This window comes from Pseudoponticoccus marisrubri, from assembly GCF_001482405.1.
Taxonomy (GTDB): domain Bacteria; phylum Pseudomonadota; class Alphaproteobacteria; order Rhodobacterales; family Rhodobacteraceae; genus Pseudoponticoccus; species Pseudoponticoccus marisrubri.
This window is the reverse complement of sequence record NZ_LPXO01000015.1, coordinates 68,302-93,670: the sequence shown is the minus strand read 5'-3', so window position 1 is coordinate 93,670 and position 25,369 is coordinate 68,302. Positions and strand designations below refer to the sequence as shown.

Here is a 25,369-nt window from a genome sequence, read left to right as displayed (position 1 = left end):
CATCCAGTGGGCCCCCGGCCTGCCCAAGACCCGCTCCGGCAAGATCATGCGCCGCATCCTGCGCAAGATCGCCGAGAACGACTATGGCAGCCTCGGCGACACCTCCACCCTCGCCGACCCATCCGTCGTCGACGACCTCATCGAAAACAGAATGAACAAGGGGTGAGCACGCCCAAGGGATGAACCGGATCACGAGACAGGGGCGGCCTCGAACCGGGGCCGCCTCAGCCGTTTACCCGCCCTTTACCAACGCATGCGAAACTGTCTTCAAGGCGCCCGCGCGGCCTGCCATACTCTGAAGGGTCAATTCACCTTGTCCGGTGGGGGCACGCTGGACGGAGCCATCACATGGTACTCGCAGCTTCACCATCCTGGAGCGCGCCTCTGGCCGCGGGACATCCCCACGGCCTGCCGGGCGCGCGACCGACACCGCCACCCGATCTGCACGTGACGCCGATCGCGCACGCGCGCGATCCCGAAACCGCCGAGAGCGCGAGCCGCCGGCCATCGCGCTTCTGGCCGGCCGCCAATGGCGAGCCTGATCCGGAAACCCACGTGGCGCCGCCCTCGATCATGCAGATCAAGATCACCCAGCTGCTGACCGAGCAGGCCGATGCGCGCGCTCCCGAGCAGGACGGCGACCGACCGGCCCCGCCCGACCCGCGCAGCGAGCCGGAAGAAGCCCCCTATTCCGACACCACGGCCATCGCGCCGGATGCACCGCCCGAGGATCCCGCCGCGACCGATCCCGAGCCGGCCCGCCCTGCGCTGCCTTAATCCGGACCGGCGGCGCAAACTCGCCGCGCGTCACTTTTCTCTTGCGACACGCTGGCCTATAAGCGGGCAGCCACCGCCCCGTCGGGCGGGACTGCGACAGGCGAGGATTGCATGAGCAAGAACAGTCACGATTCGGATGTGGCCTTCATCAAGGCCCTGGCGGAAGTCCTGGTGGACAATGACCTTACCGAACTGGAGGTCGATCGCGTCTATGACGAGGATGACAGCCTGACCGTCCGGGTCAGCCGCGCCGCCCCCCCGGCCGCCGCTGCACCGGCCGCCGCGCCCGTGGCCGTCGCGGCCGCACCGGCCCCTGCCCCGGCCCAGGACGCGCCCGCAGCCGCGCTGCCCGAGGACCCGGCCGCGCATCCCGGCGCCGTGACCTCGCCCATGGTGGGCACCGTCTACATGCAGGGCGAGCCCGGCGCCGACCCGTTCGTCAGGATCGGCCAGCAGGTCAAGGAAGGCGACACGCTGCTGATCGTCGAAGCGATGAAGACCATGAACCACATCCCGGCCCCGCGCGCCGGCACCGTCAAGCGCATCCTCGTCGAGGATGGCGCGCCGGTCGAGTATGGCGCCCCCCTCGTGATCCTCGAGTGAGGCGGCAGAGATGTTCGACAAGATCCTGATCGCCAATCGCGGCGAGATCGCGCTGCGCGTCATCCGCGCCTGCCGCGAAATGGGCATCCGCTCGGTCGCGATCCATTCCACCGCCGATTCCGACGCGATGCATGTGCGCATGGCGGACGAGACGATCTGCGTGGGCCCCGCCCCCTCGACCGACAGCTATCTCAACATGGCGGCGATCATCTCGGCCTGCGACGTGACCGGCGCGCAGGCGATCCATCCCGGCTATGGCTTCCTGTCGGAAAATGCGCGCTTCGTGCAGATCGTCGAGGATCACGACCTGACCTTCATCGGCCCGTCAGCGGCGCATATCCGGCTGATGGGCGACAAGATCACCGCCAAGGACACGATGAAGGAGCTGGGCGTGCCCTGCGTGCCGGGCTCCGAGGGCGGCGTGACGGATGTCGCCGCGGCGTTGAAGATCGGCGAGGAATTCGGCTACCCGGTCATCGTCAAGGCAACCGCCGGCGGCGGCGGGCGCGGCATGAAGGTCGCGCGCACGGCCGAGGAAATGCAGACTGCCTTCCAGACCGCGCGGTCCGAGGCCAAGGCGGCCTTCGGCAATGACGAGGTCTATATCGAGAAATACCTCACCACGCCGCGCCATATCGAGATCCAGGTCTTCGGCGACGGCAAGGGCAATGCCGTGCACCTGGGCGAGCGTGACTGCTCGCTGCAGCGGCGCCACCAGAAAGTGCTGGAAGAGGCCCCCGGCCCCGCCATCACGGAGGCCGAGCGCGCCCATATCGGCGAGATCTGCGCCAATGCCGTGGCCAAGATGGGCTATTCCGGCGCCGGCACGATCGAGTTCCTGTACGAGAATGGCGAGTTCTACTTCATCGAGATGAACACCCGCCTGCAGGTGGAGCACCCGGTGACCGAGGGCATCTTCGGCGTCGATCTCGTGCGCGAGCAGATCCGCGTCGCCGCCGGAGAAACCCTGTCCTTCGCGCAGGACGACCTGCAGATCAACGGGCACGCGATCGAGGTGCGCATCAATGCCGAGAAGCTGCCGAGTTTCTCGCCCTCGCCCGGCACGATCACGCATTACCACGCCCCCGGCGGGCTGGGCGTGCGGATGGATTCGGCGCTCTATGACGGCTATCGCATCCCGCCCTATTACGACAGCCTGATCGCCAAGCTGATCGTGCAGGGCCGCGACCGCCCCGAGGCGCTGGCCCGGCTGCACCGCGCGCTGGGAGAGCTGATCGTGGACGGGGTGGACACTACCGTGCCGCTGTTCCGCGCTCTGCTGCAGGAAAAGGACATCCACACGGGCGAGTACAACATCCACTGGCTCGAGCAATGGCTGGAGGGTGGCGGGCTCGTCGAGTGAGGCGGGCCCCATGCGCGATGGCTCGCCGATGCGCGGGCGGTGTCAAATCGGTCATTGCAGTGCAGCGAAAAATGCGGCATCTGCTTAGACTGGACCAACCCAGTTTATGAGGTACTGACATGAAGCGCATTACCGCAGCGGCCCTTGCCGCCACGCTCTTCGCTGCAACCCCGGCCCTGGCCCAGGAAGCACCCTCGACGAACGACCCGTTCGTCAGCACCGCAGGCGCCGGCATCCCGGCCCTGGCCGTGATCGGCGGCATGGCCGTCGTGATCGCGATCGCTTCGGCATCTGGCACCGATTGATCTTCGGACACGTTCGTGTTCATGCGGCGGCCCCCCGGGCCGCCGTTTTTCTTAGTGCCCTCCCCCGCGCAGGGGGGCTTGCCCGGCGGTCGCGCCCGGCCCATAACCGCCCGGTCATGAGTGTCACTGCCGAGCTTCTTCTGCATGCCTACCGGTCCGGGATCTTTCCCATGGCCGAGCAGCGCGACGATCCGGACCTGTTCTGGGTCGATCCGCGGCGGCGCGGCATCCTGCCGCTGGACGGGTTCCACATCTCGCGCAGCCTTGCCCGGCGGCTGCGCCGGCAGGATTACCGCGTGACGCTCAATGCCGATTTCGCCGGCGTGATGGAGGGCTGTGCCGACCGCCCCGAGACCTGGATCAACGAAACGATCCGCGCGCTGTTCGACGAGCTGCATGTCACGGGCCACGCGCATTCGCTGGAGGTCTGGATGGAGGGCCAGCTGGCCGGCGGCGTCTACGGGGTGACGGTCGGACGCGCCTTCTGCGGCGAGTCGATGTTCTCACGCCGCACCGATGCCTCGAAGCTCGCGCTGGCCTGGATGGTCGACCTGTTGAACCGAGCCGGGTTCACGCTGTTCGACACGCAGTTCCTGACCCCGCACCTGGCCACGCTGGGCGCCATCGAGATCCCGCGGCGAGAGTATCAGAGGCGCCTGTCAGAGGCGTTGGAGGGCGATCCTGCCGACCTGCGCGCCGTGCCGCTGGCGCTCAGCGGTCAGGACGTGGTGCAGCGCAACACCCAGACATCGTAGCGCGGGTGATCCAGCGGGTTGAGCGCCGGCGAGGCCGCGATCATCCAGCCCCGGAAGACCGGCTCGGCCACGCCGGCCTCGCGGATGGTCAGGTAGGCATAGGCATTGCCCGAGGGGTTGCCCACCGGGTAACGGCATTCGCCAAGCGCGATCTCGATCAGGCCCAGCACGGCCACGCCGCCGGTCTCCAGCGTGAAATCCTCGACCTTGGCGTCCAGCTTGTCGAGCCCGCGCAACACGGCGCCGGTGCCGAAATTCACCACTTCCTGCGCCGCCGCGCCCTGCGCGGTGGCCAGCAGGCCCAGCATGGCAAGCGCGCGCAGGATCATTCCGCCTCGCCGCCGCTGACGAATTTCAACAGCAGGCTGACAAGGCTGACCGAGCCCTGCGTGTCGAGGATCTCTTCGCCCGGTGCGAAATAGCTGAAGGATCCGCCGGGCGAGATCTCGACGAAATTGCCACCCAGAAGCCCCTCGGAGGCGACGATGATCGCGCTGTCATCGGGGATCTGGATGTCGTCCTGGATGGTGACGGTGGCCTCGGCGCGGTAGGTCTCGGCGTTCAGCTCCATCGCCGAAACGGTGCCGACCTTGACCCCGGCGAGGCGCACATCGGTGCCCACGCTCACCCCTTCCAGCGACCGGAAGGAGGCGCGCAGGTCATAGCCGGAACTGCTGACGGAAAACCCGGTGCTCTGGACGGCATAGACGCCGAACGCCAAAGCGCCGGCGAGGACGATCCCGCCGACGACCACCTCGGCCTGCGTGTGGCTCATTCGGGGCTCCACGCCTCGTAATCGCTGCGCGGGGCCGGTGTCTTGCGCCGGATCGAGCCGGCGGGCGCATAGGCCAGCGCGGTGCCGGTCAGGTTCTCCTGGTGCGGCTTCTCCCACGGCTTGTGGGCCAGCGGCGTATCGCTGGGCGGCGTGTCGAAGGTGTGGTGCAGCCAGCCATGCCAATCGGGGCTGACGCGGCTCGCCTCGGCCTCGCCGTTGAAGATGACCCAGCGGCGGCTGTCATCGGCATTCTTGTAGAAGGCGTTGCCCTGCTCGTCCTCGCCCACCTTGGTGCCATTGCGCCTGGTGTAGAGCAGGGTGTTGAGCGTGGCGCCGTTCCACCAGGTCACGGCGCGCAGAAGGGTATTGAGAATGCCCATGGACGACTCCTCGTGTCACTTGACCCGGTTATGGACAATTCCGCCCGCGAGGTCCAGCACCCGCGATGCCGCAGCGGCTGGTCCGGGCGGCCCTGATGTCGGGCGGCCGGGACCTTCGAAACACCCGGAAAGCGACCAGCGGTTGCCGCATTTGCGATGCATGCCGGGGCGCAGGCCACAGCGTGACGAGACCTGCCCATGTCCAACCAGAGCACCCTGCGCGAGGCGCAGCGTTTCCCGCCCCATCCCGAGCAGGGCTGGTCGCGCCGGATCGAGCGGTTGCACAACCCGGTGGTGGTGCCGCCCGCGACCCGCGGCTTCATCCAGCCCACCGGGGTGCTGCGCGCCAATGGCGGCTATTGCGCGCAGGCGGCGCTGTGGCGCAAATCGCGCCCGCTGACCGTGCGGCCCGAGCCGCCCGAGGGGCCCGTGGCGCCGCTGCCGGGGCGCTGGCTCTGGGGCGGGGTGCTGTGGCGCCATTTCGGCCATTTCCTTGTCGAGAGCACCGGCCGCCTCTGGGCCCTGCCCGGCCTGCCCGAGGGCGTCGACGGTGTGCTCTTCGTGCCCAAGAACCCCGGCAGCGAGCTGGCGCCAACCGGTTTCCACAATGATTTCCTTGCGCTGGCCGGCGTCTCGCGCGTCTTTCTGGCCACCGCGCCGGTCCGGCCCGAGACGCTCTACGTGCCCGGGCAGGGCTTCGGGCTGGGCCGGATCGTGGACGGCACCGATCATTGCCGGCGCTTCTTCCGCCACGGCTTTGCCCGGTCGGTCGCACCCGACGGGCCGGAGCGGCTGTTCATCAGCCGCTCGCGCCTGGGCCGCGGGCGCGGCAAGCTGCTCTGCGAGGATTGGTTGGATCGGGCGTTGCAGGCCGAGGGCTACGAGGTCTTCCACCCGCAGGATCACGACCTGCGCACGCAGATCGCGCGCTACAAGGCGGCGCGGCAGGTGATCGGGACCGAGGGCTCGGCCCTGCATCTCTTCGCGATGGTGGCACGCCCCAAGCAGCAGCTGGCCGTGGTGGCGCGGCGCGTCTCGACCGCGACCGGCTTCATCCTGCGCCATGTGCGCAGTTTTGGCGGGATCGAGCCGCTGCTGGTCAACACGATCCGCCGCGAATGGGTGCCGGAAGGGGAAAGTGCCGCGCGCCTGCGGATGAGCGAGCTGGACTTTGCCGCCGCACAAGCCGCGCTGGCGGCGGGCGGGTTCGTGGCAGAGCCGGCAGGCTGGTCCGCTCCGAACGCCGATGCGCTGGCACGCGCAAGAAAAGAGGCGAGCGACACGCCGCTCGCCCCTATCTGATCGGCAGGTCGGCCGGGCTCAGCCGGCCGAGGTGCCCTCTTTCTTCTGGTCGGCATAGATCATCAGCGGCTTGGCATCCGCGCTGATCGCCTCTTCGTTGACGACGACCTCGGTCACCTCGTCCATGCCCGGCAGTTCGAACATGGTGTCGAGCAGGATCCCCTCGAGGATCGAGCGCAGGCCGCGCGCACCGGTCTTGCGCTCGATCGCCTTCTGGGCGATCGCCGACAGCGCGTCATCGGTGAAGGACAGCTGCGTGTCCTCCATCTCGAACAGGCGCTGGTACTGCTTGACCAAGGCGTTCTTGGGCTGGGTCAGGATGGTGACCAGCGCGTCCTCGTCCAGATCCTCGAGCGTGGCGACCACCGGCAGGCGGCCGACGAATTCCGGGATCAGGCCGAATTTCAGCAGGTCCTCGGGTTCGAGATCGCGGAAGACCTCGCCCACGTTGCGCGCGTCATTGTCCCGCACGTCGGCGCCGAAGCCCATGGCCGAGCCCTTGCCCCGCTGCGAGATGATCTTGTCCAGCCCGGCAAAGGCACCGCCGCAGATGAACAGGATGTTGGTCGTGTCCACCTGCAGGAATTCCTGCTGGGGATGCTTGCGCCCGCCTTGCGGCGGCACGCTGGCGACCGTGCCTTCCATCAACTTGAGCAGCGCCTGCTGCACGCCCTCGCCCGACACGTCGCGGGTGATCGAGGGGTTCTCGGACTTGCGGGTGATCTTGTCGACCTCGTCGATATAGACGATGCCGCGCTGCGCCCGGTCCACGTTGTATTCCGACGCCTGCAGCAGCTTGAGAATGATGTTCTCCACATCCTCGCCCACGTAGCCGGCCTCGGTCAGCGTGGTCGCGTCGGCCATGGTGAAGGGCACGTCGAGGATGCGCGCCAGCGTCTGTGCCAGCAGCGTCTTGCCGCAGCCCGTGGGGCCGATCAGCAGGATGTTGGACTTTGCCAGCTCGATATCCGAGGATTTCTGCGCGTGGTTCAGTCGCTTGTAGTGGTTGTGCACCGCGACCGAGAGCACCCGCTTGGCCGTGGCCTGTCCGATCACGTAATCGTCGAGCACGTCGCAGATCTCGCGCGGGGTGGGCACGCCCTCCGAGCTCTTGAGCCCGGCGCCCTTGGTCTCTTCGCGGATGATGTCCATGCACAGCTCGACGCATTCGTCGCAGATGAACACCGTGGGGCCCGCGATCAGCTTGCGCACTTCGTGCTGGCTCTTGCCGCAGAAGCTGCAGTAGAGGGTGTTCTTGCTGTCACCGCCTGATGTCGTTGCCATGTTCGCACCTTTCCCGGTTGTCACCGGTATCGTCATCCGTCCGGCCGGTCGCGCCCTGCCCCATGGCCCGCACCGACTTCATCCCGGCAGCTTAGGCCAGCGGTTCCGGCGCGACAATCCGAAAATTCGCCCCACCCGGGCGGGCGGGGCGTGCCGCGTCAGGACGCCTCGTCTTCTGCCTTGCGATTGGTCACGATCTCGTCGATCAGGCCCCAGTCGCGGGCATCTTCGGGGGACATGAACTTGTCCCGCTCGAGCGCGTTCTCGACCGTCTCGTAGTCCTGGCCGGTATGTTTCACGTAGATCTCGTTGAGGCGGCGCTTGAGCTTCAGCGTCTCCTCGGCGTGGATCATGATGTCGGTCGCCTGGCCCTGGTAGCCGCCCGAGGGCTGGTGCACCATGACGCGGCTGTTGGGCAGCGAGAAGCGCATGTCCTTGGCGCCCGCGGTCAGCAGCAGAGAGCCCATCGAGGCCGCCTGCCCGATCACCAGCGTCGAGACCTTGGGCTTGATGTACTGCATCGTGTCGTAGATCGACAGGCCGCTGGTCACCACGCCGCCGGGGCTGTTGATGTACATCGAGATTTCCTTGGACGGATTCTCGGCCTCGAGATGGAGCAGCTGCGCCACGACGAGGCTGGACATGCCGTCATGCACCGGTCCGCTGAGGAAAACGATCCGCTCCTTCAGCAGGCGCGAGAAGATGTCATAGGCGCGCTCGCCCCGGCTGGTCTGTTCGACCACCATGGGGACCAGCGTGTTCATGTAGGTATCGAATGGATCTTGCATCGGCCTGCCTGCTCTGGATCGGTTGCATACTTAGCGTCTTGGCGTTGCCAGAGTCTTAGTGTCGGCCCGCGAGGGTCGCAAGGGGCGGCGGGAAAATCGCCCCTCCGCCCGGCGCGCTTGAAGCGCCGCGACCGCCCCCTACCCTTGCGCCATGATCGACAGCGCCTTCCCCCCGACCCGCAGCGCCGCCCTGCAGCGGCTGACCGAGTTCGTCCCCCATGCCGGGCGCGACTATGCCGGCAAACGCAATTACGACCTCGGGCCGGGGCGGCACGTGCATGTCTCGACCCTGTCGCCCTACCTGCGGCATCGTGCCCTGACCGAGCCGGAGGTGCTGCAGGCCGTGCTGGGCCGCTTCGCGCTGTCGAGCGCCGAGAAATTCGTGCAGGAAGTGTTCTGGCGCACCTACTGGAAGGGCTGGCTCGAGATGCGGCCCTCGGTCTGGATCGCCTACCAGGCCGGACTGCGGCGGGCGCTCGACGACGTGCAGACCCAGTCGGGGCTGCGCCATGCCTGGGAAGAGGCCTGTGCCGGGCAGACCGGGATCGACTGTTTCGATGCCTGGGCGCAGGAGCTGGCCGAGACGGGCTACCTGCACAATCACGCCCGCATGTGGTTCGCCTCGATCTGGGTCTTCACGCTGCGCCTGCCCTGGGAGCTGGGGGCCGATTTCTTTCTGCGCCACCTGCTGGATGGCGACCCGGCCTCGAACACGCTGGGCTGGCGCTGGGTGGCCGGCTACCAAACCCGCGGCAAGACCTACCTGGCACGGCCGTCGAACATCGCGCGCTATACCGAGGGGCGCTTTCGCCCTTCGGAGGGTGAGCTGGCGGCAGATGCCCCCGCCCCCGACGCGCCCGCCCATCCCGAACGGCTGCCGGCGCCCGCGGGCGACGTGTTCGATGCGTCCCGGCCCACTGCCTTCCTGCTGCACGAGGACGACCTCTCGCCCGGCTGGCTGTTCGAACGCGGTCTGTCGCCCCTGGGCACGGCGGTGCTGCACGCCTCGGACGCGGCCTCGCCCCTGCAGGTGGCGCCGCAGGTGACAAAGTTCCGCAAGGCGCTGGCCGAGGAGTGCGTGACGCGCTGCGCCGACCGGCTGGGGCCGGTCACGCGGCTGGACGACGCGCAGGCCATCGCCGACTGGGCGCGCGCGCTGGGGGCCGAACAGATCGTCTGCGCCTGGGCGCCCGTGGGCCCGGTGCGCGAGGTGATCGACCGGATCGAGGGGATTCCGGTGGTGCGCGTGCTGCGCCCCTACGACGCCGCCGCGTGGCCGCATGCCACGGCCGGCTTCTTCAAGTTCAAGGAGAAGATCCCGCGCCTGATCGGGGACATGAAGGGCATCGCGGCGGCCTGACCGTGCCCTTTGCCCGTCAGGGTGGGCGTACTGCCCACCCTGACCGCCTCAGCCGAACATGTCCGAGGTGATCCCCTCGTACCAGCCGATGCTTTCCTCGTAGGTCGCCTTGCGCAGCGCGGCATCCTCGCCGGTCTGGCTGACGAACCCGTCGGTCTTGGCGATCTTCTCGTCCGTCGCCGCGTAGGAGGCACCGACCTTCACCCCGTCATCGGTGTCGATCAACGACCAGCAGGTGTTCGAGAACTTGGCCGGGAAGACCCGGCTGCCGGTCAGGGCACCGCGCACCGCCATCGCCGCCACCTTGGCCTGCGAATTGGCCGAGAAACCGGATTTCGGCATGTCGCCCTGGTCGGTGGCATCGCCCAGCACATGCACGTTCTCGTCCAGCCGCGACTGCATCGTGTGGCCCGAGACCGGCGCCCAGTTGCCCTCGGTCAGCCCGGCGGCGGCGCAGACATGGCCGGCCTTCTGGGCCGGGATGACGTTGCAGACATCGGCCTTGACCAGCTCGCCGTCGATATCGACCTCCATCGTCGCGGGGTTCACGGTGACATTGCCGCCGCCGAAATCCGGGCCGATCCGGGTGATCATGCCGGGATAGTGCTTCTGCCAGCCCTCCTCGAACAGCCCCTGTTTCGAGAAACTCTCCTTGGGATCGGCGATCAGGATCTTGGCCGTCGGGTTCCGTGCCTTCAGCACATGGGCCACCATCGAGACCCGCTCGTAGGGGCCGGGCGGGCAGCGAAACGGGTTGGGCGGGGCCACCATGACGAATGTGCCGCCCTCGGGCATCGCCTCGATCTGCGCCTTGAGCAGCGCGGTCTGCGTGCCGGCCTTGTAGGCATGGGGCATCACGTCCTGCGCGGAAAGATCCCATCCCGGCACCGCGCCGTCGACGAAATCGATGCCGGGCGACAGGATCAGCCGGTCATAGGGCACCGACCCGCCGCCGGCCAGCGCCACGGTCTTGGCATCGCGGTCCACGCCGGTGGCCCAGTCATGCACGACATTGATGCCGTATGCGCTGGCCAGCGTGGCATAGTCATGCGCGATGCTGTCCAGTGTCCGGAACCCGCCAAGGTAGAGGTTCGAGAAGAAGCAGGTGTAATAGGTCCGCGTCGGCTCGATCAGGGTCACGTCGATCTCGCCGGCGGCGTCCTTGGCGATGTAGCGCGCGGCCGTCGCACCGCCCGCGCCGCCGCCCACCACGACCACGCGCGGCAGGCCGTGGCCCGCCGCATGCACCGCGGGCGCGGCAAGACTGGCCGCAACGGCCGCCCCGCTGCCCAGAAACAGGCGTCTGTTGAGTGTCATGTCCCTACTCCTCCTTTTTGGACACATGTCGCGCCTTGCGGGCGCGCACTGGCAATTGCACGGCAAAACGCCCCGCGGGCCGGGCCTGCGGGGCGTTCAGCTGTGGTCGGATCGGGACGGGTGGGACGCTCAGTGCGGCAAGAGCCCCAGCGCGGCCGCCCCGGTCAGGCAGGTTGCAAGGATCAGGATCCGAAGGGCAAAGGGCATGGTCACGGGCTCCGGCAATCGGGTGTAGGAAATGAACGTCGCGCCGCGCAAAATCCGTCGCGGGCGGACAGAGCGCACTCTGTGCCGTCATTCTGCCTGTCGATCCTGGCCGGAACAATTGCGGAATACCCGACCCCTCTCCTATTCGAGCGTCGCGAAATAGGCGGCCAGCGCGGCGATCTCCTCGTCCGAGAGCCGCCCGGCCATCATCTGCATCACCGGGTGGGGCCGCAGCTTGCGCTTGTAGGCATGCATGGCCACCACGAAATCCTCGGGATGCCAGCGCGTGATCGAGGGGATGCCCGCATCGCCCCCGTCGGCCTTGTGGCAGGTCAGGCACTCCGAGGCGAGATAGGCGCCGTATTCCGCATCCCCCACGATCTGAAGGATCTCGGGCGGCAGCTCGACCTCGCGCGGCATCGCGGTGGGCGCGGATTCGGGAATGTCCTGCGGGCTGGCACTGTAGCTGCGCAGGAAGGCCAGCACGTCGTGGCGGTCGCGCGGATCGCGGATGCCGCGGAAGGACATGCGCGTGCCCGAGACCAGCGCGCGCGGGTTCTCGATATAGGCGTCGAGCTGCGCGTATTCCCAGACAAGCCCGTCGCCATGCGCCCGTTCCATGGCGCGGGAATAGTCGAACCCCTCGACGCTGCCGGCGCGGCGGCCGAAGATGTCGTTGAGATGCGGGCCGGCGCGGTTCTCGGCGCCCGGCCCGATCTGGTGGCAACCGGTGCACTTGCGGTAGACCTGCGCGCCCCGTTCGGGATCGCCGATCGGCAGCGCCGCGTCCTCGGCGAGGGCCGGCCCCGCGAACGGGGCCAGCGCGACCAGCAGGGGGATCAGGATCCGCCGCATCGGGTCACTGCGCGTGCGACTTGAGGAATTCGGTCACGGCGGCGATCTCCTCGGCCTTGCGCAGTCCGGCAAAGGCCATCTTGGTGCCCTTCACGTAGCCGCGCGGGTTCTCGAGGAAGGCGGCGAGCGTCTCCTCGGTCCAGACCCCGTCCATGCCCTCCATCGTGCGCGAGTAGCGGAAATCGTCGATGCCGCCGATCTCGCGGCCCATCACGTCGTTCAGATGCGGGCCGGTGCGGTTCTTGGCCCCGTCGCCGACCTGGTGGCAGGCCTTGCACTTGTTGAAGACACGCTCGCCGGCCTTGACCAGCTCGGGATCCAGCGCGGCGGCCTCTTCCACCGGCGCGGCGGCCTCTTCGGTCGGGGCGGCGGCCTCGGCGGTCTCGACCGGTGCGGCGTCTTCGGCCGGCGCGGCGGTGGCCACGACGGTGCCGCTGTCCATCTCGGCGCTCTCCTCGACCGCCTCGTCGGGGGTCACGTCCAGCACCGTGGCGCGCATGGTGATCTCGACGCCGTCCTTGCAGTTCTCCATGCAGGGCTCGGCGCGCCACTGGCTGTACTCGGTCTCGGCGCGGTCATCGATGATGAACCCGTCCGCGTTGGGCAGCTCGATCGTGGGCAGCGTCTCGTGCGAGACCTCGAACTCGTCATCGATGATGTCGTTCGAGTAGAGGATATACGCCACGATGGCATAGACATCGTCATCCGAAAGGGTCTGCGCGCCCCCGAAAGGCATCGAGCGGTGCACGTAGTCCCAGACGGTCGAGGTATAAGGCCAGTAGGAGCCCACCGTCTTCAGCGGATCCTCGTCGGCCAGCGTGCCGTCGCCACCGGCCAGCTTGGGCCAGTTGCCCACGCCCTCGGCGAAGGAGCCGTGGCAGGAGGCGCAATTGTCCTCGAAAAGCGCCTCGCCATCCCAGGCATTGCCCGTGCCCTCGGGCAGGCCGCTGCCATCGGGGCGCACGTCCACGTCCCATGCGGCGATCTCCTCGGGCAACGCTGCCCGGCCAAGCCCGAAGCGCAGGCCTGTGGCCTCCTGATCGGCATGGGCCGCGGCGATCAGACCGCCCTCGGGGGCGTCAGCCGCGGCCGTCTCGCTACCATCTTCCGGCGCCTCGGCTGCAGGGGCCTGGGCCTGCTGCACCGGCGCCTCGGGCTCGGGGATGGGCGCGGGCAGCGCGCCCAGCGTCGGTGCGTTCCGCGGGAAGCCAGCGACATTGCGGTCGGCGAAATTGTAGGCCGCGACCAGCGTGACGCCGATGCCCGCCACGAGGCCGACATAGAGGTTAAGAGACTTCGACATTTTCGGCCTCCCCGTTGGCTTTCACGTGCCAGGTCTGGATGCAGTTGTTGTGGTAGATCGAGTTCAGCCCGCGCACCTCGCGCAGCTGCGCCTTGGTCGGCTGGACATAGCCGGTCTCGTCCATGGCGCGGCTCTGCAGCAGCATCTCCTCGCCGGTCCATGTCGTGTCGAGGTAGAAGCGGGTCAGCGCCTTGTCGGTGCCCGGCGCGGCCAGGCGCGCGGTCTCCCAGGTGATGCCGCCATCCTTCGAGACATCGACGCGGGTGATCTTGCCATGGCCGGACCACGCCATGCCGGTGATGACCAGCGGGCCGTGGCCGTGGGCGATCGGCGCCTGCGGGCTGGGCGAGGTGATGACGGATTTCGCATCCATCACCCAGGTCCACTTGCGCGAGGTGCCGTCGGCCAGCGTGTCGGTGTATTTCGAGGTCTCCTCGCGGCTTTCCACGGGGCCGTCCATGACCTCGATGCGGCGCAGCCACTTGACCCACATGTTGCCTTCCCAGCCCGGCACCACGAGGCGGACGGGATAGCCATGCTCCTTGCGCAGCGCCTCGCCATTGGCCTTGAAGGCCACCAGAACGTCATCCATGGCCTTTTCCATCGGGATCGACCGGCCGTTGGACGAGGCGTCGGCGCCTTCGACATAGACCCACTTGTCGGCGAAATCGCCCGCCGCATCCAGCCCGGCCTCGGCTAGCAGGGTGCGCAGCGGCACGCCGGTATATTCCATGTTGTGGATCATGCCATGGGTGAACTGCGCGCCGTTCAGCTGGGCACCGGCCCATTCCATGCCGGTGTTGGCGGCGCATTCGCAGAAATAGACATGCTGCTCGCGCGGGAAGCGTTCGAGATCCTCGTAGGAAAAGACCAGCGGCCGGTCGACCAGACCGTTGATCATCAGCCGGTAATCCGACTTGGCCAACTCGATCGCGCCCGAATGGTGACGCTCGAAGGCGCAGCCCTGCGGCGTGATCGTGCCGTCCAGCGCGTGAATCGGCGTGAAGTTGATCGAGCTGATCGTGTCGGCGGTCAGCCATTCCACGTTGCGCCGTACCACGTCATCCTCGAAGCGGATCGGCAGGCCATAGGGCACCTCGTCCACCCCGGCGCCAAGCCCCGTGGCCCAGTCCTGCAACTCGGTGATCAGCGGGTCGGGGCCGGCGGCCTGCGTGGCGGTGGCGGCGACGGTTCCGGCGCCCAGCGCGGCGGCGCTGGTCAGGAACTGGCGACGCGAGGGACCCTTGGTCTCTGTGCTCATCTACGTTCTCCCTTGGACAGGCGGGGCGTCAGGCGCCCACCACCTCGACGGAATTGTTGGGGTCGAGCGACACGGTGCCCAGCCGGGCGATGTGGTTCTCGACCACGTCCCAGATCTGCGGGCCCTCGGTGCCCTCGTTCACGCTGGCCCAGCCGGCGACCACGTAGTTGCGCGCCGGGTCGATGGGCTCGCCGGTCCTGAGCAGGGTCATGTCGCTGATCCGTTCGCCGGCCGGCGCGCGCAGGTCGATCCGGTAGCCCATGCCCCCGATGCGCACCATGTCGCCGCCCTGCTGGTAATAGGGATCGGGGTTGAAGATGTTGTCGGCCACGTCCTCGAGGATGACCTTGATGAACTCGCCGGTCATCTCGGAGCGGTAGGCCTCGCCATAGGTCATCGAGGTGACGTTCCAGATATCCTCGCGCGTGATCGGGTCGCCCGGGATCAGCGAGGGGCCCCAGCGCACGCCCGGCGACATGGCGATATCGGCCTCGCGCTCCGAGATCAGCGCATCGCAGATCAGGTCGTCCCACGAGCCGTTGAAATTGCCGCGCCGGTAAAGCAGCGTGTCGGTCTGCCCGATCACTTCGGCCAGTTCCTCGGCGAAAGGCGCGCGCTGTTCGTCGATCAGCGCGGCCATCTCGGGATCCGGCGCGATCACGTCCGAGAAGATCGGGATCAGCTTGTGCCGGAAGCCCAGCATCTGGCCGTTGCGCACGTCCAGATCGACGCGGGACACGAACTTGCCGTTGGAGCCGCTGGCGATCAGGATCGTGTCGCCGATCAGCACCGGCTCGGGCAGCGCGTCATGGGTGTGGCCGGTCAGGATCACGTCGATGCCCGTCACGCGGCTGGCCATCTTCTTGTCCACGTCAAAGCCGTTATGGCTGAGGCAGACCACCAGCTCGGCGCCCTGCGCGCGGACCTCGTCCACCATGGCCTGCATGTTCTCGTCGCGGATGCCGAAACTGTATTCGGGGAACATCCAGCGCGGGTTGGCGATGGGCATGTAGGGGAAGGCCTGACCGATCACGGCGATCTTGACGCCGCCGCGCTCGAAGAACTGGTAGGGTTTGAACAGCTCGGCCGGCTCGTCCCACTCGGCGTCGAAGATGTTCTGGCCAAGCGCCGCGTAGGGCAGCCCCTCGACCAGCTCGGCCACCCGGTCGCTGCCCAGCGTGAACTCCCAGTGGAAGGTCATCGCGTCGGGCTTCAGCGCGTTCATCACGTTGACCATGTCCTGACCTGCGGTCTTGTAGCAGGTCATCGAGCCGTGCCAGGTATCGCCGCCATCCAGCAGCAGCGCATCGGGCCGGTCGGCCCGGATGGCATTGACGACGGTCGCCACCCGATCCATCCCGCCCACGCGGCCATAGGCCTTGGCCAGGGACGAGAAATCGCCGGAGGAGAGCGCGTAATGCGAGGGCGCACCGTCGTCAATTCCGTAAAGCTTGCGGAAATCGGCGCCGGTGACATGCGGCACCTCTCCGCGGTTCGGGCCGACGCCGATATTCACCGACGGCTCGCGGAAATAGATCGGCTTGAGCTGCGCATGGATGTCGGTGACATGGATCAGGCTGACATTGCCGAACGTGTCGAACTGGAGAAGCTGGTCCTGCGTCAGGCTCTGCTGCGCGGCCAGCCGCGCCCATTTGCCGAAGCCCGACGCCCCGACGAGCGCCGAGGCCGCCATGGACACCTGCAGGAAATCGCGTCTTGAGATCATGGGGAGGGTCTTTCCTTCTCGGTCGCGTAACACATGCGCATGTGTGAATAGGTAAGCCGTGAAAAACCCCGCGCCGATCCGCCGGCACGGGGTCCTTCGTCAGTTGCGGACGGAGGGGCCTTCGACCGACAGGCCGTTGCCGCGGGACTTCACGTACAGCTCCAGCGCCACGAATTCGGGCGAGCCGGGGCTGAAGGTATGCGCGCGGGTGTCCCGGATGCAGCCCTTAAAGCGGGAATGCACGCCGTTCAGCTTGGCATTCTTCAGACGGTAGGTCGGGAAACCGTTGATCTGGCCCTGGCTGAGATGGTCGGCCCGGATGTAGTTGCCGTAGTTCTGCTCGTGGCAGGAGGCACAGGCCAGCTCCAGCTGTCCGTAACGGGTGTAGTAGATGTCCTTGCCGTCCAGCCATGTCGCCTCGGCCGGGCCGTCGATCGCCACGTTGACCGGCATGCCGCGCGAATGCGAGGTCACGAAGGCCTCCATGTTGATCGCGTCGCCGCTGTCGTATTTCCACGGCTCGGCGCCCATCCGGGTGGTGCGGCAGTCGTTCACCTGCATCTGCAGGGTGCGGACCTCCTCGGCGCCGTCATTCCACTTGGGATAGGTGGCGGCCACGCCGACCATGCTCTCGGCGGCATCGCCGTGGCAGGACGCGCAGGACTTGTCCTCGCTGCCCTCGACCGTGTCCCAGGCCTCGGCGCCGTAATCGGCGAAGATCATGCCCTGGTTCTCGAAATCGTCGGTCTGCAGCTGCTGCGTCTCGTCCGAACGGAAGTGCCAGCCCGAGATGATCTCGTCCATCGCGTCGGACAGGTGGTCCGGCGCGGCGGTCTTGGTGACCATCTCGATCTCGTCGTTGAGGATAAGCGTGTCGTCATCGGCGCCGCCCGCGAAGGCCGCCGTGCCGGCCAGCACGGCCGCGATGGCCGTCAAAGCCATGTGTCTCATGTGTGTCCCTCCCTAATGGCCCCCTGCCCCGCGGCGTGGCGGGACAGGGATCGCCGTCCTCAGACGGAAATCTTCTTGGACGTGTCGTAGACGTCGCCGTCGTCGTCGTACCAGGTGAACTTGAACTCGCCGGACTCGGGGACCTGGGCCTCGAACTCGAAATACGGGTTGGTCGAGATCGCGGGCGCCAGAACCACGTCGATCACGTTCTGGTCGTTGAAGTCGCAGGTGAAGCGCCAGATGATCGAGCGCTGGATCGTGTTGCCCGAGCTGTCCTTGCGCTGGCCCGATTCCATCGGGTGCGAGATCAGCGTCTTGATGGTGATGACGTCACCGGCGGATGCGCTCTTGGGGACCTTGACGCGGGGTTTGACACCAGATGCCATTTCTCAATCTCCTCTAGATCAGCCGCCGCAGCCGCCGATGGTGACTTTCACGGTCTTCATCGCGGTGACGTAGCTGCCATCGGCCATCTTCGCGATCGCCTGCACGTCCTGCGTGCCGGCCAGACGGATCCGGGTCGAGGCGAACTGCGCGCCCGACAGCGGGCCGAAGCGGAAGGTGGCCACGCCCGGGGTCGGGTTGCCCAGCGCGTAGACCCGCACCTCGACCGCGCCGGGGGCGTCGACCGAGATCGGAACCGTGTTGCCGTTCTCGGCGATTTCCGGGGCGGTCAGGTCCAGCCCGCCTTCCGAGGCGGAGGCACCGGCGAGAAACTCGTCGGGGGTGCCCACCATCTCGGCATCGGCGGCGGCCTGGGCAAAGGCGTGGGCCGGCAGCAGCGTCATCGCCGCGGCACCTGCGCCCAGCGCGAGGGTTTCACGTCTCGTGAAGTCCATGTCCTATCTCCTTGTTCCGAAGGTCAGCTGTCCTGAAGGGTCATCAGGAAGGCGACCACGTCCTCGATTTCCTGCGCCGACAGGATCGGCGCGAGGTCGTCCGGGGCGGCCTTGCCGGTATAGCCGTCACCGGGGCGGATGAAGCCGCTGGTCTTGTAGAAGGCCGGCATCACCGTGCCCTCGAAGGTCATCTTGGCATTGGCCACGATGCCGCGCAGTTCCTCGGCGGTGCGATAGCTGCCCACGCCGTCCAGGATCGGGCCGACCTCGCCGTGGAACGGCACGTCGGCCAGCTCGGTCACGGCATGGCAGGACACGCAGTTGCCCTGCGACTTGTTGGCAAAGATCTCGCGGCCGCGCGTGGCGTCGCCCGGCTGGCCGCTGAGCGAGACGGTGACCTCGCCGTAATCGCTGTAGCTCACGTCGTCGGGCGCAACGCCCTCGGCCAGGGCGGCCCCCGCCGTCAGCGAAAGCGCCGCAGTGATTGCTGTAAGCCTCATGTTCCCTCCCTAGGCTTGCCGACCCGCTGCCGGGCCCTACCTCTCTCGGCTTTGCATACCGTAGGCTACCGGGGGCGCTTCACGCAACAACAAATTCATTCATGTGAATTGATGAACCCTTTCGCCGCAGCTCAGTCGAAGGTGCCATCGTTGCGCTCGCGGATGCGGCGGGCGTGGTAGCGCTGGAAATCCTCACCGTTATCAAGAGTGTACCGCTTCTCGGCGACCCAGGTGAACATGTCGAGCGTGGTGCCCTTGGCAAACGCGCCCGGCATCACGGCCACCGCCGCCTCGATGGCGGACTGATTCTCGGGCACCTCTTCGGGCAGGAAGATGATGTTGGGCGTGAACAGCACGCGCCATTTCTGCGTGGCCGCCTTTTCGGACAGCGACTCGCCGTCGAAATCGATCACCTCGGTATCACCATGCAGGTTGATCTGCACCACGAAGTAGTTCTCGCCGATATACTCCGAGACATCCGGCAGCGAGAACACCTCCTCGTGCATCTTGTGGCAGTAGATGCAGCCGCGCTGTTCGACGAACAGGACCAGCCGCTTGCCCTCGGCATTGGCCTCGGCCAGATCCTCACGCAGGTCCTTGAACGTGTCGCGCATCCACGGCGCCTTGTAGAGCCCGTCATCGCCCATCTCGGACGCCCGGACCGGCAGGCTTGGCAGGGCCGTCACGGCGGCCAGTGCCGCGGCCATCAGGATTCGCATGGTCTTCCCCTCCTCTGTCAGCTCAGCGCGGTCCAAGCCGGAAAGGTCTCGATCATCCACTGAGCGATGTAATTCACCGTGTTCGTCGCGATCAGCAGCGCGAAGACGATCAGCATCGCCCCCATCGCCTTTTCCACGTATTGCAGCTTGGCCCGGTGCCGGGCGGTCCAGCGCAGGAACGGCCCCGAGAACAGCGCCGCCAGCACGAAGGGCGCGGTCATCCCCACCCCGTAGACCAGCAGCAGAAGCCCGCCGCGCAGCATGTCGCCCATGCCGCTGGCGATCATCAGGATCGATGCCAGCGCCGGGCCCACGCAGGGCGTCCAGCCAAAACCGAAGGCCAGCCCCATCAGGTAGGCGCCCAGGATCGAGCTGGGCTCGGCCGTGCTCTCGATACGCGCCTCGCGGTAGAGAAAGCCGATCCGGATCACCCCGAGGAAATGCAGCCCGAACACCGCCAGCACCGCGGCGGCCACGTAGGACAGCGGCTGGCGCCACTCGGCAAAGGCCTGCCCCACCGCGGTCGCGCCCAGCCCCAGCAGCACGAAGATCGTGGTCACCCCGGCCGCGAAGAACAGCGCCGAGATGATCAGCTTGCGCTGCACGCCCGGCGGGATGCCCGCATCGTCGCGCAGCTCGGCCATCGAGATCCCGGCCATGTAGCACAGGTAGAACGGCACCATGGGCAGGATGCAGGGCGTGAAAAAGCTCAGCAAACCGGCAATTGCTGCACCTGCAAAAGAAATATCGAGCACGTGAAGGCGCTTTCCTTGATCAATTCACATATTCAGATTACGTTGTCCGTCAGTCGATCGTCAATCGCTGTCGTACGGGGGCCGCCATGATCCGCGCTGCCAGTTTCGCGCTTTGCCTGCTGGCCGGCACATCGGTGTCGGCGGGCGAGATGCGTCTTGTCATGGTCGAGCAGCCCGGCTGTGCCTATTGCGCCGCGTGGAACGACCAGATCGCGCCCGCCTATCCCAATACCGACGAGGGGCGCTTTGCCCCGCTGGTGCGCGCCGACCTGCACATGGGCCCGCCCGAGGGCATCGATTACGCCCGTCGCGTCAATTTCACGCCGACCTTCATCCTGACCGAGGACGGCGCCGAGATCGCGCGGATCGAAGGCTATCCCGGCGAGGATTTCTTCTGGCCGGTCTATACGCTGCTCTTGCAAAGACACACCGATTTCACGACAGAAGTCCCCGAGAACTGAACGGACGCGCAAAATGGCCCTTCCCGTACTCCGCGACGACATGTCCGAAGAAGAGCTCGACCGCATCGTCGACAAGGCGACGACCGCGTCGGCTTTTCTCAAGGCGATAAGCCATGAAGGCCGGCTGATGATCCTGTGCCATCTGGTCAGCGGCGAGAAGACGGTGACCGAGCTCGAAGAGCTGCTCTCGGCCCGGCAGGCCGCCGTCAGCCAGCAATTGTCTCGGCTCCGGCTGGAAGGGCTGGTGGTGCCCCGTCGCGAGGGCAAGGCGATCTATTACCGGCTCGCCGATGACCGGCCGCGCAAGATGCTGGAATGCGTCTACGAGCTGTTCTGCAAGGACGACGACTGAGTCCCTTGCGGGACCGCGCAACCGGCCGCATACTTCCGACCCGACGGAGGTCCGTCCGGGCCGGGAGGAGGGCCCAGACATGTTCGAATATCTCAGCGACCATCACCTGATGGCCGCCGTCGGTCTGGCCAGCGGCGTGCTGCTGGGCCTGGCCGCGCGGCTGGGCCGGTTCTGCACGCTCGGCGCGATCGAGGATGCGCTCTATGGCGGATCGGGCCTGCGCCTGCGCATGTGGGGCGTGGCCATCGGTTTTGCCATCCTCGGCAGTTTCGGCCTGATGGCGGCGGGGTTTCTGGATGGCGGGCAGACCTATTACCTGTCGATCCGCTGGATGCCCGTGGCCTCGGTGCTGGGCGGGCTGATCTTCGGCTATGGCATGGCGCTGTCGGGCAATTGCGGCTACGGCGCCATCGCGCGGCTGGGCGGCGGCGATCTGCGCAGCTTCGTCATCGTGCTGGTCATGGGCGTGTCCACCTTCGTCGTGCTGGCCGGGCCGCTGGCGCCGATCCGCAACTTCTTCTTCCTGCAGGTCGATGTCACGACCGAGACGCCGCCCGGCATCGCCCACCAGCTGGGCGCCATGACCGGCCTGCCGGTCAACGCCATCGGCATCGTGATCGGCCTGCTGATCCTCGGCGGCTCTCTCGCCTCGAAACCCCTCCTGGCCAAGCCGCAGCAGGTGGGCTGGGCGCTGGCCGTGGGGCTTGCGGTGATCCTGGGCTGGGCCGGCACATCGTGGATCGCCGCGCAGAGCTTCGAGGCGCTGCCCGTCGTGTCGCACAGCTTTGCCGCGCCCATGGGCGAGACCATCCTGTGGTTCATGACCGGCTCGGCGCGGCCGCTCTCCTTCGCCGTGGGCTCCATCGCCGGGGTCTGGTGCGGCGCCTTCCTCGGCTCGCTCATCAAGGGGCATTTCCGCTGGGAGGCCTGCGAGGACCCGCGCGAGCTGCGCCGCCAGATCTTCGGCGCGGCGCTGATGGGCGGCGGCGCGGTGATCGCGCTGGGGTGCTCCATCGGTCAGGGCCTGTCGGCCTTCTCGGTGCTGGCGATCTCGGCGCCCATCACCTTCGCGGCGATCTTTGCCGGCGCGGCCCTGGGCCTGCGCCAGCTGATCATGGGTTTCCAGCCGGCCGAGTAGCGCGGTCCGTTGTCGTCCGGCTGACAGACCGACATCTTTGTCGGGTGAACGGGCCTCCCCCGCCCAAAGGCGGACGACCCGACCCCGGGGTGCCGCACGTGACCGGGCTTGCGCTTGGCGCGCGCCGGGGTCAGGGTCGCGCGGCGCGATCGGGACATGGACATGCCGGACCAATTCAAGACCTGGGGCTGGGTCCTGCTGCTCTTTGCGGCCGGGCTGGGCGCCGCGGGACAATTTGCCAAGCTGGCCACGGGGTTCGAGCTGCTCGTCGCCGCCTATCCCGGCGCCGGGCCCGGGCTGGGCCTTGCCATCTCGCTGATCAGCTTCCTCGGCGTGGCGCTGGGGCTGGTGGCGGGGATGATCGTGACCCGTCTGGGCTTTCGCACCGTGCTGGTCGCCGGGCTGGCGCTGGGGGCCGGCCTGTCGGCCTACCAGACGCTGCTGCCGCCGCTGCCGCTCCTGATGCTGTCGCGCGTGGCCGAGGGCGCCTCGCATCTTGCCATCGTGGTGGCCGCGCCGACGCTGATCGCGCAGCTGACCGATGACCGGCAGCGGCCCGTTGCCATGGCCTTGTGGTCGACCTTCTTCGGGACGGGCTTCGCGCTCTTTGCCTGGGCCGGGTTGCCGCTGGCCGAGGCGCGCGGACCGCAGGCGGTGATCGTGCTGCATGCCGCCGCGATGGCCGCGCTCGCACTGGCCGTGGCGCTGGCCCTGCCGCGGCGGCGCATCGCGCCCCCGTCCGAGCCCTTCGGCCTGCGGCTGGTGCTGGCGCGGCACTGGCAGGTCTATCGCTCGCCTTTCATGGCCGCGCCGGCGCTGGGATGGCTGTGCTACACGCTGACCTTCGTGTCGGTGCTGACGCTGCTGCCCCGGCTGGTGCCCGACGCGCCTTGGCTGGCCACCGCCCTGCCGCTGATCGGCATCGTGCTGTCGCTGAGCCTCGTGGCCGCGTTGCTGCGCCGCGTGCCGGCCGTGCGCGTGGTGACGGCGGGCTTCGTGCTGGCCACGCTCTGGATCCCGCTGATCGCGCTCTTTCCCGGCAGCGCGGCCCCGTGGCTGGGCCTGTTCGGGACGCTGGCGCTGGTGCAGGCGGGCAGTTTCGCTGCCATCCCGCAGCTCAACGACAGCGCCCGGGATCGCGCGCTGGCCAATGGCGCCGTGGCGCAGATGGGCAATCTCGGCAATCTTGCCGGCACGCCGCTGCTGCTGGCGGGCCTGTCACTTGGCGGGTCGTCGCTGGGGCTGGTCTCCCTCGCGGCCTGCTACGCGGCGGGCGCTGCGCTGCACCTCGGCCTTGCGGCGCTGCGGCTCAGGACATCTCGTTGAGGCGCGCGACGTAGCGGGCCAGCGTGTCGATCTCGAGATTGACGAAATCGCCCGTCTTCACATCCCCCCAGGTCGTGACCTCCTTGGTGTGGGGGATGAAGTTCACGCCGAAATCGCAGCCCGACACCTCGTTCACCGTCAGCGAGGTGCCGTTCAGCGCGACAGAGCCCTTGGGCGCGATGAACCGGGCCAACGCCTCGGGCGCGCGAAAGGTGACGCGGGTGCTGTCGCCCTCGTCGCGCATCTCGACGATCTCGGCCACGCCGTCGACATGGCCGGACACGATATGGCCGCCCAGCTCGTCGCCCACCTTCAGCGCGCGTTCCAAGTTGATGCGGCACCCCTCGACCCAGGCCGAGACATTGGTCTTGGAGACGGTCTCGGCGCTGATATCGACCTCGAACCAGTCGGGGCCCAGCCCCACCACGGTCAGGCAGACCCCGTCGCAGGCGATCGAGGCGCCCATGTCGATGCGGCCCGTGTCATAGCCGGTGCCGATCCGGGCACGCAGGTCGCCGCGATCCTCCAGCGCACGAACCTCTCCCATATCCGTCACGATGCCGGTAAACATGTTCGCGCTCCCTGAACGATCTCCCCGATCCAGTCTTAATTTTGCCGGGATCGGAGGCTAATGCAGTGTCAGATCACGCACATAGAACGGCACCATGACAAGCGCAACCGGCCAGCAAAGGGTGTTCCTGTTCCTGCAGGGCCCCCACGGACCTTTCTTCCACCGTCTCGGGCGCATGCTGCGCAAGACGGGGGCGGCGGTCTGGCGGGTGGGCTTCAATGCCGGCGACCGCGCCTTCTGGTTCCACCCGCGCAGCTACATCCCCTATCGCGGCACGCAAGAGAACTGGCGCGCGCGCTTCGCCGAGATCGTGACCGAGAAACAGGTCACCGACATCGTGCTCTATGGCGACGTGCGCCCCGTCCATGCCGAGGCGGTCGAAGAGGCCCGCAAGCGCGGGTTGCGCATCCATGTCTTCGAGGAAGGCTACATGCGGCCCTACTGGGTCACCTATGAGCGCGGCGGATCGAACGGGCATTCGCGGCTGATGCGGATGAGCGTGCGGCAGATGCAGAAGGCGCTGGAGCTGTCCGACATGGAGGCCCCCCTGCCCCCGGGGCATTGGGGCGACATGCGCCAGCACATCTTCTACGGCGCGCTCTATCACTGGTTCGTCATGTTCCGGAACGGCGACTATCGCCAGTTCCAGCCGCACCGGTCGATGACCGTGTTCCAGGAATTCCTGCTCTACCTGCGCCGGCTGCTGTTGATGCCGGTCAGCTATCTCGACCGGGTGGTCGCGACCCAGCGCATCCGTCTGGGCGGCTTTCCCTATCACCTCGCGCTGATGCAGCTGGAGCATGATTCCAGCTTCCAGCGCCATTCGCCCTTCCGGCGCCAGTCGGAATTCGTGGACCTCGTGATCGAGGGCTTTGCCCAGGGTGCGCCCGGTCACCATCACCTTGTCTTCAAGGCGCATCCGCTGGAGGATGGCCGCGGCGGGCTGCATCGTGCGATCCGCGACGCGGCGCGGCGCCACGGCGTGGCCGACCGGGTGCATTACGTGCGCGGCGGCAAGCTGGCGCAGCTGCTCAACGATGCGCGCACGGCCGTCACGGTGAATTCCACCGCGGCACAGCAGGTGCTGTGGCGGGGCATCCCGCTCAAGGTGTTCGGCGACGCCGTCTATGCGAAGCCGGAATTCGTCTCCTCGCAGCCGCTGGCGGAATTCTTCGCCATGCCGGCCCGGCCGGACAACCGCGCCTACAAGGATTACCGCCGCTACCTGCTGGAGACCTCGCAGCTGCCCGGCGGCTTCTACTCGGCCCGCGGGCGGCGCCAGCTGCTGCGCCAGGTGGTCGACATGATGCTGTCGCCGGACGATCCCTATGATGCGCTCAAGCACGGCACCGCGGCGCCAAGGCAACAGTTGCGCGTCGTGCACTGAGGGGCGCGG

At 67.5% G+C, this 25,369-nt stretch carries 29 protein-coding genes; 12 read left to right on the top strand and 17 right to left on the bottom strand.

All coding sequences use genetic code 11. The annotated features are described in order from the left end of the window. Nucleotides 1-348: 348 nt before the first annotated feature. From AVJ23_RS18790 to aat, 5 genes are all read left to right on the top strand, one after another. Entirely contained in the window at nt 349-777 is a 429-nt protein-coding gene (locus AVJ23_RS18790; protein ID WP_157772709.1) for a hypothetical protein, read from the top strand. 111 nt (nt 778-888) lie between these two features. Then, a complete protein-coding gene (gene accB, locus AVJ23_RS18785; RefSeq protein WP_058863762.1) occupies nt 889-1,380 on the top strand; it encodes an acetyl-CoA carboxylase biotin carboxyl carrier protein in 492 nt (163 codons plus the stop codon). Between the two features lie 10 nt (nt 1,381-1,390). Continuing rightward, the gene (gene accC / locus AVJ23_RS18780) at nt 1,391-2,743 is read left to right on the top strand and encodes an acetyl-CoA carboxylase biotin carboxylase subunit (RefSeq protein WP_058863761.1); all 1,353 of its coding nucleotides are present in this window, start codon (nt 1,391-1,393) and stop codon (nt 2,741-2,743) included. A 119-nt stretch (nt 2,744-2,862) separates the two neighbouring features. Further along, complete coding sequence (locus tag AVJ23_RS18775; protein WP_058863760.1) at nt 2,863-3,048, top strand: hypothetical protein; 186 nt, start codon at nt 2,863-2,865, stop codon at nt 3,046-3,048. Between the two features lie 116 nt (nt 3,049-3,164). Next, nucleotides 3,165-3,803: a leucyl/phenylalanyl-tRNA--protein transferase gene (gene aat, locus AVJ23_RS18770; RefSeq protein ID WP_058863759.1), complete on the top strand. Its 639-nt coding sequence runs from the start codon at nt 3,165-3,167 to the stop codon at nt 3,801-3,803. Here the strand turns inward: aat and AVJ23_RS18765 are convergent. From AVJ23_RS18765 to AVJ23_RS18755, 3 genes are read right to left on the bottom strand one after another with little or no spacing between them, the layout of a single operon-like run. Further along, nucleotides 3,767-4,132: a DUF2155 domain-containing protein gene (locus tag AVJ23_RS18765; protein ID WP_058863758.1), complete on the bottom strand. Its 366-nt coding sequence runs from the start codon at nt 4,130-4,132 to the stop codon at nt 3,767-3,769. The genes aat and AVJ23_RS18765 overlap by 37 nt on opposite strands. After that, complete coding sequence (gene mlaD / locus AVJ23_RS18760; RefSeq protein WP_058863757.1) at nt 4,129-4,578, bottom strand: outer membrane lipid asymmetry maintenance protein MlaD; 450 nt, start codon at nt 4,576-4,578, stop codon at nt 4,129-4,131. The genes AVJ23_RS18765 and mlaD overlap by 4 nt, the downstream gene beginning before the upstream one ends. Further along, nucleotides 4,575-4,958 carry an NADH:ubiquinone oxidoreductase subunit NDUFA12 gene (locus AVJ23_RS18755; protein ID WP_058863756.1) on the bottom strand — a complete coding sequence of 128 codons (384 nt, stop codon included), beginning with the start codon at nt 4,956-4,958 and terminating at the stop codon, nt 4,575-4,577. Before AVJ23_RS18755 ends, mlaD begins: the two co-directional genes overlap by 4 nt. A gap of 198 nt (nt 4,959-5,156) precedes the next feature. Between AVJ23_RS18755 and AVJ23_RS18750 the strand changes: the two genes are divergently transcribed. Next, a complete protein-coding gene (locus AVJ23_RS18750) occupies nt 5,157-6,260 on the top strand; it encodes a glycosyltransferase 61 family protein (RefSeq protein WP_058863755.1) in 1,104 nt (367 codons plus the stop codon). A gap of 18 nt (nt 6,261-6,278) precedes the next feature. On the opposite strand, the gene clpX is transcribed toward AVJ23_RS18750, so the two are convergent. Beyond that, nucleotides 6,279-7,544: an ATP-dependent Clp protease ATP-binding subunit ClpX gene (gene clpX, locus AVJ23_RS18745; protein ID WP_058863754.1), complete on the bottom strand. Its 1,266-nt coding sequence runs from the start codon at nt 7,542-7,544 to the stop codon at nt 6,279-6,281. 158 nt (nt 7,545-7,702) lie between these two features. Beyond that, nucleotides 7,703-8,332, bottom strand: coding sequence for an ATP-dependent Clp protease proteolytic subunit (locus AVJ23_RS18740; protein ID WP_058863753.1), 630 nt, complete (start codon nt 8,330-8,332; stop codon nt 7,703-7,705). Between the two features lie 151 nt (nt 8,333-8,483). Here AVJ23_RS18740 and AVJ23_RS18735 point away from each other — a divergent pair, with 151 nt between their 5' ends. Further along, a complete protein-coding gene (locus AVJ23_RS18735; RefSeq protein WP_058863752.1) occupies nt 8,484-9,692 on the top strand; it encodes an FAD-binding domain-containing protein in 1,209 nt (402 codons plus the stop codon). Between the two features lie 48 nt (nt 9,693-9,740). Here the strand turns inward: AVJ23_RS18735 and AVJ23_RS18730 are convergent, their stop codons facing one another. The 11 genes from AVJ23_RS18730 to AVJ23_RS18680 all read right to left on the bottom strand — a co-directional run bounded on the left by AVJ23_RS18730 (nt 9,741) and on the right by AVJ23_RS18680 (nt 20,125). Continuing rightward, nucleotides 9,741-11,009, bottom strand: coding sequence for an NAD(P)/FAD-dependent oxidoreductase (locus AVJ23_RS18730; protein WP_058863751.1), 1,269 nt, complete (start codon nt 11,007-11,009; stop codon nt 9,741-9,743). 348 nt (nt 11,010-11,357) lie between these two features. Next, nucleotides 11,358-12,071, bottom strand: a complete 714-nt coding sequence (locus tag AVJ23_RS18725) for a c-type cytochrome (RefSeq protein ID WP_205626884.1) — start codon at nt 12,069-12,071, stop codon at nt 11,358-11,360. A gap of 4 nt (nt 12,072-12,075) precedes the next feature. Further along, complete coding sequence (locus tag AVJ23_RS18720) at nt 12,076-13,374, bottom strand: c-type cytochrome (RefSeq protein ID WP_058863750.1); 1,299 nt, start codon at nt 13,372-13,374, stop codon at nt 12,076-12,078. Continuing rightward, a complete protein-coding gene (gene soxC / locus AVJ23_RS18715; protein WP_058863749.1) occupies nt 13,358-14,635 on the bottom strand; it encodes a sulfite dehydrogenase in 1,278 nt (425 codons plus the stop codon). Before soxC ends, AVJ23_RS18720 begins: the two co-directional genes overlap by 17 nt. 28 nt (nt 14,636-14,663) lie before the next feature. Continuing rightward, nucleotides 14,664-16,361 carry a thiosulfohydrolase SoxB gene (soxB, locus tag AVJ23_RS18710; protein WP_058863748.1) on the bottom strand — a complete coding sequence of 566 codons (1,698 nt, stop codon included), beginning with the start codon at nt 16,359-16,361 and terminating at the stop codon, nt 14,664-14,666. A 99-nt stretch (nt 16,362-16,460) separates the two neighbouring features. Further along, nucleotides 16,461-17,312, bottom strand: coding sequence for a sulfur oxidation c-type cytochrome SoxA (soxA, locus tag AVJ23_RS18705; protein WP_099045535.1), 852 nt, complete (start codon nt 17,310-17,312; stop codon nt 16,461-16,463). Between the two features lie 59 nt (nt 17,313-17,371). After that, the gene (gene soxZ / locus AVJ23_RS18700; RefSeq protein ID WP_058863746.1) at nt 17,372-17,698 is read right to left on the bottom strand and encodes a thiosulfate oxidation carrier complex protein SoxZ; all 327 of its coding nucleotides are present in this window, start codon (nt 17,696-17,698) and stop codon (nt 17,372-17,374) included. An 18-nt stretch (nt 17,699-17,716) separates the two neighbouring features. Continuing rightward, complete coding sequence (soxY, locus tag AVJ23_RS18695) at nt 17,717-18,151, bottom strand: thiosulfate oxidation carrier protein SoxY (protein ID WP_058863745.1); 435 nt, start codon at nt 18,149-18,151, stop codon at nt 17,717-17,719. A 23-nt stretch (nt 18,152-18,174) separates the two neighbouring features. Beyond that, the gene (soxX, locus tag AVJ23_RS18690) at nt 18,175-18,651 is read right to left on the bottom strand and encodes a sulfur oxidation c-type cytochrome SoxX (RefSeq protein WP_058863744.1); all 477 of its coding nucleotides are present in this window, start codon (nt 18,649-18,651) and stop codon (nt 18,175-18,177) included. Nucleotides 18,652-18,782: 131 nt separating this feature from the next. After that, entirely contained in the window at nt 18,783-19,370 is a 588-nt protein-coding gene (locus AVJ23_RS18685) for a thioredoxin family protein (protein ID WP_058863743.1), read from the bottom strand. Nucleotides 19,371-19,387: 17 nt separating this feature from the next. Further along, nucleotides 19,388-20,125, bottom strand: coding sequence for a cytochrome c biogenesis CcdA family protein (locus tag AVJ23_RS18680; protein WP_058863742.1), 738 nt, complete (start codon nt 20,123-20,125; stop codon nt 19,388-19,390). 86 nt (nt 20,126-20,211) lie between these two features. Between AVJ23_RS18680 and AVJ23_RS18675 the strand changes: the two genes are divergently transcribed. The 4 genes from AVJ23_RS18675 to AVJ23_RS18660 all read left to right on the top strand — a co-directional run bounded on the left by AVJ23_RS18675 (nt 20,212) and on the right by AVJ23_RS18660 (nt 23,402). Beyond that, on the top strand, nt 20,212-20,586 hold the full coding sequence (locus AVJ23_RS18675) for a thioredoxin fold domain-containing protein (protein WP_058863741.1): 375 nt from the start codon (nt 20,212-20,214) through the stop codon (nt 20,584-20,586). Nucleotides 20,587-20,599: 13 nt separating this feature from the next. Further along, nucleotides 20,600-20,938, top strand: coding sequence for an ArsR/SmtB family transcription factor (locus AVJ23_RS18670; protein ID WP_058863740.1), 339 nt, complete (start codon nt 20,600-20,602; stop codon nt 20,936-20,938). 79 nt (nt 20,939-21,017) lie between these two features. Further along, nucleotides 21,018-22,076 (top strand): YeeE/YedE family protein, encoded by a 1,059-nt coding sequence (locus AVJ23_RS18665; RefSeq protein WP_058863739.1) that lies wholly within the window; start codon nt 21,018-21,020, stop codon nt 22,074-22,076. A gap of 162 nt (nt 22,077-22,238) precedes the next feature. Then, entirely contained in the window at nt 22,239-23,402 is a 1,164-nt protein-coding gene (locus AVJ23_RS18660) for an MFS transporter (protein WP_058863769.1), read from the top strand. On the opposite strand, the gene AVJ23_RS18655 is transcribed toward AVJ23_RS18660, so the two are convergent. Next, a complete protein-coding gene (locus tag AVJ23_RS18655; RefSeq protein ID WP_058863738.1) occupies nt 23,386-23,973 on the bottom strand; it encodes a riboflavin synthase in 588 nt (195 codons plus the stop codon). The two genes, AVJ23_RS18660 and AVJ23_RS18655, sit on opposite strands and share 17 nt — an antisense overlap. A gap of 94 nt (nt 23,974-24,067) precedes the next feature. Here AVJ23_RS18655 and AVJ23_RS18650 point away from each other — a divergent pair, with 94 nt between their 5' ends. Further along, nucleotides 24,068-25,360, top strand: a complete 1,293-nt coding sequence (locus AVJ23_RS18650; protein WP_058863737.1) for a capsule polysaccharide biogenesis protein — start codon at nt 24,068-24,070, stop codon at nt 25,358-25,360. Nucleotides 25,361-25,369: the final 9 nt, after the last annotated feature.

What these genes read in the sequence shown, in the direction of transcription:
- AVJ23_RS18790 (WP_157772709.1), top strand. Translation starts at nt 349, where the DNA reads ATGGTACTCGCAGCTTCACCATCCTGGAGCGCGCCTCTGGCCGCGGGA.
- accB (WP_058863762.1), top strand. Translation starts at nt 889, where the DNA reads ATGAGCAAGAACAGTCACGATTCGGATGTGGCCTTCATCAAGGCCCTG.
- accC (WP_058863761.1), top strand. Translation starts at nt 1,391, where the DNA reads ATGTTCGACAAGATCCTGATCGCCAATCGCGGCGAGATCGCGCTGCGC.
- AVJ23_RS18775 (WP_058863760.1), top strand. Translation starts at nt 2,863, where the DNA reads ATGAAGCGCATTACCGCAGCGGCCCTTGCCGCCACGCTCTTCGCTGCA.
- aat (WP_058863759.1), top strand. Translation starts at nt 3,165, where the DNA reads ATGAGTGTCACTGCCGAGCTTCTTCTGCATGCCTACCGGTCCGGGATC.
- AVJ23_RS18765 (WP_058863758.1), bottom strand. Translation starts at nt 4,132, where the DNA reads ATGATCCTGCGCGCGCTTGCCATGCTGGGCCTGCTGGCCACCGCGCAG.
- mlaD (WP_058863757.1), bottom strand. Translation starts at nt 4,578, where the DNA reads ATGAGCCACACGCAGGCCGAGGTGGTCGTCGGCGGGATCGTCCTCGCC.
- AVJ23_RS18755 (WP_058863756.1), bottom strand. Translation starts at nt 4,958, where the DNA reads ATGGGCATTCTCAATACCCTTCTGCGCGCCGTGACCTGGTGGAACGGC.
- AVJ23_RS18750 (WP_058863755.1), top strand. Translation starts at nt 5,157, where the DNA reads ATGTCCAACCAGAGCACCCTGCGCGAGGCGCAGCGTTTCCCGCCCCAT.
- clpX (WP_058863754.1), bottom strand. Translation starts at nt 7,544, where the DNA reads ATGGCAACGACATCAGGCGGTGACAGCAAGAACACCCTCTACTGCAGC.
- AVJ23_RS18740 (WP_058863753.1), bottom strand. Translation starts at nt 8,332, where the DNA reads ATGCAAGATCCATTCGATACCTACATGAACACGCTGGTCCCCATGGTG.
- AVJ23_RS18735 (WP_058863752.1), top strand. Translation starts at nt 8,484, where the DNA reads ATGATCGACAGCGCCTTCCCCCCGACCCGCAGCGCCGCCCTGCAGCGG.
- AVJ23_RS18730 (WP_058863751.1), bottom strand. Translation starts at nt 11,009, where the DNA reads ATGACACTCAACAGACGCCTGTTTCTGGGCAGCGGGGCGGCCGTTGCG.
- AVJ23_RS18725 (WP_205626884.1), bottom strand. Translation starts at nt 12,071, where the DNA reads ATGCGGCGGATCCTGATCCCCCTGCTGGTCGCGCTGGCCCCGTTCGCG.
- AVJ23_RS18720 (WP_058863750.1), bottom strand. Translation starts at nt 13,374, where the DNA reads ATGTCGAAGTCTCTTAACCTCTATGTCGGCCTCGTGGCGGGCATCGGC.
- soxC (WP_058863749.1), bottom strand. Translation starts at nt 14,635, where the DNA reads ATGAGCACAGAGACCAAGGGTCCCTCGCGTCGCCAGTTCCTGACCAGC.
- soxB (WP_058863748.1), bottom strand. Translation starts at nt 16,361, where the DNA reads ATGATCTCAAGACGCGATTTCCTGCAGGTGTCCATGGCGGCCTCGGCG.
- soxA (WP_099045535.1), bottom strand. Translation starts at nt 17,312, where the DNA reads ATGAGACACATGGCTTTGACGGCCATCGCGGCCGTGCTGGCCGGCACG.
- soxZ (WP_058863746.1), bottom strand. Translation starts at nt 17,698, where the DNA reads ATGGCATCTGGTGTCAAACCCCGCGTCAAGGTCCCCAAGAGCGCATCC.
- soxY (WP_058863745.1), bottom strand. Translation starts at nt 18,151, where the DNA reads ATGGACTTCACGAGACGTGAAACCCTCGCGCTGGGCGCAGGTGCCGCG.
- soxX (WP_058863744.1), bottom strand. Translation starts at nt 18,651, where the DNA reads ATGAGGCTTACAGCAATCACTGCGGCGCTTTCGCTGACGGCGGGGGCC.
- AVJ23_RS18685 (WP_058863743.1), bottom strand. Translation starts at nt 19,370, where the DNA reads ATGCGAATCCTGATGGCCGCGGCACTGGCCGCCGTGACGGCCCTGCCA.
- AVJ23_RS18675 (WP_058863741.1), top strand. Translation starts at nt 20,212, where the DNA reads ATGATCCGCGCTGCCAGTTTCGCGCTTTGCCTGCTGGCCGGCACATCG.
- AVJ23_RS18670 (WP_058863740.1), top strand. Translation starts at nt 20,600, where the DNA reads ATGGCCCTTCCCGTACTCCGCGACGACATGTCCGAAGAAGAGCTCGAC.
- AVJ23_RS18665 (WP_058863739.1), top strand. Translation starts at nt 21,018, where the DNA reads ATGTTCGAATATCTCAGCGACCATCACCTGATGGCCGCCGTCGGTCTG.
- AVJ23_RS18660 (WP_058863769.1), top strand. Translation starts at nt 22,239, where the DNA reads ATGCCGGACCAATTCAAGACCTGGGGCTGGGTCCTGCTGCTCTTTGCG.
- AVJ23_RS18655 (WP_058863738.1), bottom strand. Translation starts at nt 23,973, where the DNA reads ATGTTTACCGGCATCGTGACGGATATGGGAGAGGTTCGTGCGCTGGAG.
- AVJ23_RS18650 (WP_058863737.1), top strand. Translation starts at nt 24,068, where the DNA reads ATGACAAGCGCAACCGGCCAGCAAAGGGTGTTCCTGTTCCTGCAGGGC.